Source organism: Actinocorallia lasiicapitis, assembly GCF_054778695.1.
Genome location: NZ_BAAGZI010000392.1, coordinates 1 through 5,276, shown reverse-complemented (window position 1 = coordinate 5,276; position 5,276 = coordinate 1). Strand labels below are relative to the sequence as shown.

General features: G+C 69.7%; 6 protein-coding genes. 2 read left to right on the top strand and 4 right to left on the bottom strand.

Going from position 1 to position 5,276, the window contains the following annotated elements; translation table 11 throughout:
* From ACYVE7_RS28470 to ACYVE7_RS28455, 4 genes are all read right to left on the bottom strand, one after another.
* A partial coding sequence (locus ACYVE7_RS28470; protein ID WP_460368882.1) for a Rossmann-fold NAD(P)-binding domain-containing protein occupies positions 1-417 on the bottom strand: 417 nt, incomplete at its 3' end.
* Positions 418-443: 26 nt separating this feature from the next.
* A complete protein-coding gene (locus ACYVE7_RS28465) occupies positions 444-1,478 on the bottom strand; it encodes a hypothetical protein (RefSeq protein ID WP_460368881.1) in 1,035 nt (344 codons plus the stop codon).
* 329 nt (positions 1,479-1,807) lie between these two features.
* On the bottom strand, positions 1,808-2,431 hold the full coding sequence (locus tag ACYVE7_RS28460) for a TetR/AcrR family transcriptional regulator (RefSeq protein ID WP_460368879.1): 624 nt from the start codon (positions 2,429-2,431) through the stop codon (positions 1,808-1,810).
* A gap of 31 nt (positions 2,432-2,462) precedes the next feature.
* Entirely contained in the window at positions 2,463-3,074 is a 612-nt protein-coding gene (locus ACYVE7_RS28455) for a hypothetical protein (RefSeq protein ID WP_460368878.1), read from the bottom strand.
* A gap of 113 nt (positions 3,075-3,187) precedes the next feature.
* Between ACYVE7_RS28455 and ACYVE7_RS28450 the strand changes: the two genes are divergently transcribed.
* Positions 3,188-4,294 (top strand): ferritin-like domain-containing protein, encoded by a 1,107-nt coding sequence (locus ACYVE7_RS28450; protein ID WP_460368876.1) that lies wholly within the window; start codon positions 3,188-3,190, stop codon positions 4,292-4,294.
* The coding region (locus tag ACYVE7_RS28445) for an MFS transporter (protein ID WP_460368874.1) at positions 4,263-5,276 on the top strand (1,014 nt) is incomplete at its 3' end. The genes ACYVE7_RS28450 and ACYVE7_RS28445, both read left to right, overlap by 32 nt.

Sequence of the window (5,276 nt, the reverse complement as noted above, 5' to 3'; positions counted from 1 at the left end):
GCCGAACTCCGCCAGCAGCGCCAGCTCCGCGCCGCGCTTCATCGCGGCGTAGTCGGTGTCGCCGCCGTCGGGATCGCCCGCGACGACCGGAGCGTCCTCCCGGCCGCCCGGTGGCGGCGGGTAGGCGTACACCGACCGGGACGACACATAGCTGTAGTGCCCGGCCCGGCCGGACAGCAGCCGGGCCGACGCGCGGACGGCGGAGGGCGCGAACGACCAGGTGTCGACCACCAGATCCCAGGCGCCCCGCTCCAGTGCCGAAAGGTCGGAGCGCCGGTCGCCGGTCAGGGCCTCGACGCCGTCGGGGGCCGGGTGCGTGCCCCGGTTGAAGGTCGTGACCTTCCACCCGCGCGCCAGGCCCTCCTCGACGTACGCGCGCCCCACGAATTCCGATCCGCCCAGTACGAGAAGGTTCATGCCTCAACCCTGGACCATGATCGACGTCAGGGCGACTCCTCCTTGCCGTCAGCAGAATCCGCCGAGGGCGTGACGGGCGGGAACGCCAGCATCGTCAGCAGGTAGCCGGTGATGGCGGCGACGGTGATGGCGCCGGTCCAGGCGTGGACGACCCACCGGATCCCGTCCTCGTAGGCGGCGGCGAGCACCGCGAAGTACACCGACCAGATCGCCAGCGGCAGCGCCGTCATCGTGATCCGGATCCGGTGGCCCTCGGTGCCGACGAAGAACAGGATCAGTTCGCCGAGCACCGCCCCGGCCAGCACCGCCAGGTGCAGCGCGAACGGGTGCGGCGGGCCGATGACCGCGATGGTGAGCATGGCGGGCACCGCGAACAGGACTGTCAGCGTGCCGGGCCGGAGCGTGAAGCTGCGCAGCAGCATCAGCAGGAAGCCGACGAGCGTCGCGGTGGCCAGCAGGATGCCGAGGATGCCCTGGGTGAACGCCGCGTCGTTCTCGACGATCGCGGCCCACGGGGAGCTGTAGGGCAGGTCGAACTGGCCCCAGAACCAGAGGAACGACAGCGTCAGCGACGCTGAGGCGACCACGATCCACGAGGCGGTCTTCTCGCCGCGGGCGCGCGCGTGCACCCACGGCCCGGAGGCGATGAGGAAGCCCGCGACCATCAGCCCGAGGTGGGACGGGCTGAACAGCGCGACGGCGTCCTCCTCGATCCCGAACACCTCATGCCAGACCAGGTCGAACCCGCCGAAGCCGCCGAACACCAGGGCGCCCACGAAGGACTGCTGGTAGCCGACCGGCAGCGCGTGGAACGGGGACCGGCCCGCCCGCACCCCGCGCAGGACCCCGAGGCCGAGGAAGACCATCGTGCACAACACGCCGAAGTACAGCAGGGCGTGCCACGGGGTGAAGAAGCTCTCGTCGACCTTGCCGTGGTTGTGGGCCCAGGCGTCGATATGGGCGCCGAACGACACCCATGACGCGAAAAGGACCGTTCCCCAGGCGAACGCCGTGCTCACGGTCGGCTGCGCGGGTGTCTCGACCCGACTGTCCACCACCACTGTCCATCTCCTTTGCGATCGTCCGCTGCGACCCTACGCCCGGATGATCACGAATGGGGATCTTGTTCTTGGTCGGTGGAACGTGCCCGGAGCCGCTGTCCGCTACTGGCCGGGCCGTACGCGCTCTGTTGTCACGGTCCTTGACTGCTGGTCATAGTGCTCCCTGTGTGAAAGTTTCAATCACGTGGAGGGGACACCATGAAGAAGATCGTCGTGCACAGGACCGGCACCATCGGCCTTACCGGCAAGGCCTCGGCGAAGCACTGCGGCTGATCTGAAAGCCGGCTGAGCGGGGCGGTGGGCGTTTCCGCTCAGCCGGACGAGCCGGGTCAGCGCCTGGGCAGCGCGTCGATCGCGGAGATGAGGAGGTCGAGTCCGAACTCGAAGTCCGAGTCGGGGGAGTGCGCGGTGAGCTCCTTGGCGAGCGCCGTCACATGGGGGAACTCGACGGGATCGAGCTGAGTGAACGCCGCCGCTGGATCGGGCGGCAGATAGTCCAGCATCTTCACCATGTCGAGCTCGCGCAGCTGCGCGCCGAGCGCGTAGGCGATGAGCGCCCGCATGATCCGGACCGAGGTCGCCCCGTCGAAGCCGGCCGCGTCGGCGACCGACAGGGCGCGCTCGACGGAGCGGATGCCGACCGGGAACTCGACGCTGTGCGTGGTGACGATCATCATGCAGGCGGGGTGGTCGCGGGCCACCCTGCGGAACGCGTGGACGAGAGCGCGTCCGCGTTCCCGCCAGTCCCGCTCCTCGTCATCGGGCAGGTCCAGGCCCGCCATCACATACTGGGCGATCCCGCTGAGCAGGGCGTTCTTGCTCGGGACATGGTTGTACAGGGACATCACGGCCACGCCGAGCTCGTTCGCGACGGCGCGCATCGACAGAGCCGCTTCGCCGTCCCGTTCGACGAGCGCGATGGCGGCCAGGACGATCCCGTCCTTGGTGAGCAACCGTTGACCTCTCCTGTAGGGAAGCCGCCCGTCAGCGACGGGCGCTCCGCGGCCGGTGCAGATGTTCCCAGGAGCCGCGCCACAGCTGCGGGTTCCAGCGCGCGGCGGCCTGCTCGGCCGCCTGCGCGGCGCCGCTGGGGAGGAGCTGGAAGCGGTAGCAGTATCCGCCCAGGAACGGCATCGGGCTGACGACTTCGAAGAAGAGATGGGACAGCTCGGGGACGGGCCGCGGATCGGGGTCGGTGAGGTAGACCTCGAGCCACTGGTCGAGCCGGCTCGACGCGGTGCTCCGGGGATCCCGGTAGGTGCCGACCCCGACGGCGGCGACGTCGGCCCAGGGAATGCCTCCCGCGTAGGCGGCGTCGCCGTCCGTCCACCAGATTCCCTGCTGGTCGAAGGCCACGGCAGCGCCGCGCCGCATCGCGGGCAGCCGGATGAGGAACCAGAGCGCGCCCGCCAGGACGACGGCGACGCAGGCCCACACGAAGACCTGTTCGGAGGTCGTGTCGGCGGTGAGGGCGGTCCGCGCGAGCGACCCGGCCGCGGCCGCGATGAAGATCAGGCAGAGCACGAGGCAGCCGGAGCTGAGACCGGTCAGTTTCACTCGAACCGCGTCGGGGGCGGGACCAGTGGCGTTCGCCATAGTGGGGGTCGTCCTTCGAAGGGGGGATGGACATCGTCGGTGCGCATCCGTAACGTACACCGTACGTCGGACGTACACCGTACGTCAGCTTTTGAGGCAGTCTGGAGTAGTCAGTGTCGACTCACGAGCTCTACACGGGACCTGTTCCCCGGGAGACCTGGAACGTGCCGCTCGCCGGAGACGCCCGCTTCACCTGGGAGTACGACGAGGGGCGCGAGAAGCTGCTGGGCCTGTACCAGAAGGGCAAGGACAAGCAGTGGGACGCCGCCAAGCGCATCGACTGGTCGATCGAGGTGGACCCCGCCGACCCGCTCGGACTCCCCGACCAGGCCAACGCCATCTACGGCACCAAGTACTGGGAGCGGATGAACGACAAGGAGAAGGGTGAGCTCCGCCTCCACCTGACCTCCTGGCAGTTCTCCCAGTTCCTGCACGGCGAGCAGGGCGCGATGATCACGGGCGCGCGGATCGTCGAGACCGTCCCCGACCTGGACGCCAAGTTCTACTCCGCCACCCAGACCATGGACGAGGCCCGCCACGTCGAGCTGTTCGGCCGGTTCCTCCAGGAGAAGCTCCAGCTCGTCTACCCGATCAACGACAACCTGCAGGCCCTGCTGAAGGACACGCTCAGCGACTCCCGCTGGGACATGCCCTACCTCGGGATGCAGGTGCTCATCGAGGGGCTCGCCCTCGCCGCGTTCGGCCTGGTCCGCGACATGACCACCAAGGAGCTGCCGCGCCAGCTCCTCACCTATGTCATGCAGGACGAGGCGCGGCACGTCGCGTTCGGCCGGCTCGCGCTCCGCGACGCCTACAAGGACCTCACCTCCGTCGAGCGCAAGGAGCGCGAGGACTTCGTCATCGAGGGCTGCTACCTGATGCGCGACCGGTTCCAGGCCAAGGAGGTCTGGGCGAACTTCGGCATTCCCGAGGACGAGGCCGACCGGCTCGTCCAGGAATCGCAGTACATGAACATGTTCCGCAGCCTGCTGTTCAGCCGGATCGTGCCGTGCGTCAAGGACGTCGGGCTCTGGAGCGACCGGATCCAGGCCGCCTACGACGACATGGGCGTCCTCGACTACTCCAAGAACGACCTGGAGGCGCTGATGGCGCAGGACGAGGACCTCGCCGACAAGATGGACGCCGCGCGTTTCGCCGCCGAGGAGGCCGAGCGCCGTCAGGAGGTCGATGCGGTCATCACCGATGCCGCCAACGGTTGATCCCTGGAAGGTCCTGTCGGTCGTCAGCCTGGGGACCGTCCTGGTCGTTCTCAACCAGACCGCGATGACGGTCGGGCTGCCCGTGGTGGTCCGGCGGTTCGAGGTCGGGGCGTTCGGCGCGGGCTGGATTGTGCTGGCGTTCATGCTCACCCAGACGGCCCTGATGGTCGTGTTCGGGCGGCTCGCCGACGTGTACGGCCGGCGCGGCACCTATCTGACCGGATTCGCGGTGTTCACCGCCGCGAGCCTGGCCGCCGGGTTCGCGCCGACGATCTGGCTGCTCGTGGCCGCGCGGATCGTGCAGGGCGTGGCGGGCGCGATGATCCTGGCCAACGGCACGGCGATCGTCGCGCACGCCTTCCCCGCCGACCGGCTCAGCCACGGGCTCGGCGTCTACCTCGGGGTGATGACGGCCGCGCCGCTGCTGGGGCCGTCGGTCGGCGGGTATCTGGCGTCGGCGCACGGCTGGGCCTGGCTGTTCTGGTTCAACGTGACGGCGGGGATCGTCGCGGTCGGCTGGGGCCTGCGGGCGCTGCCCAGGGTGCCGCCGGGGGAGCGGGAGCCGATCGACCTGACCGGCGCGGCGCTGCTGGCGGCGTGGCTGACCGGGCTGATGCTGCTGCTGTCGGAGGGCGGCTCCGGTGGCTGGTCCACCCCGACGGCGCTGTGGGGCGCGTTCGGGTTCGCGGTGCTGCTGCCCTTCTTCGTGTGGCGGCAGCTCACCGCGGCCGTGCCGCTGGTGGATCTGCGGCTGTTCGCCGACCGGTCGTTCACGCTCGCCAATCTGGCGGCGCTCACCAACGTGCTCGGCCGGATGGGCAGCGTGTTCCTCGTCGCCCTCTACCTGCAGGCCGTCAAGGGGATGACGCCCGCGCAGGCCGGGATCGCCGTGCTGCCCGGGCCGATCGCCAGCCTGTTCGCCTCCCCGCTGGGCGGCTGGCTCGGCACACGGATGCCGCCGCGCAGGGTCGCCGCGGGCGGC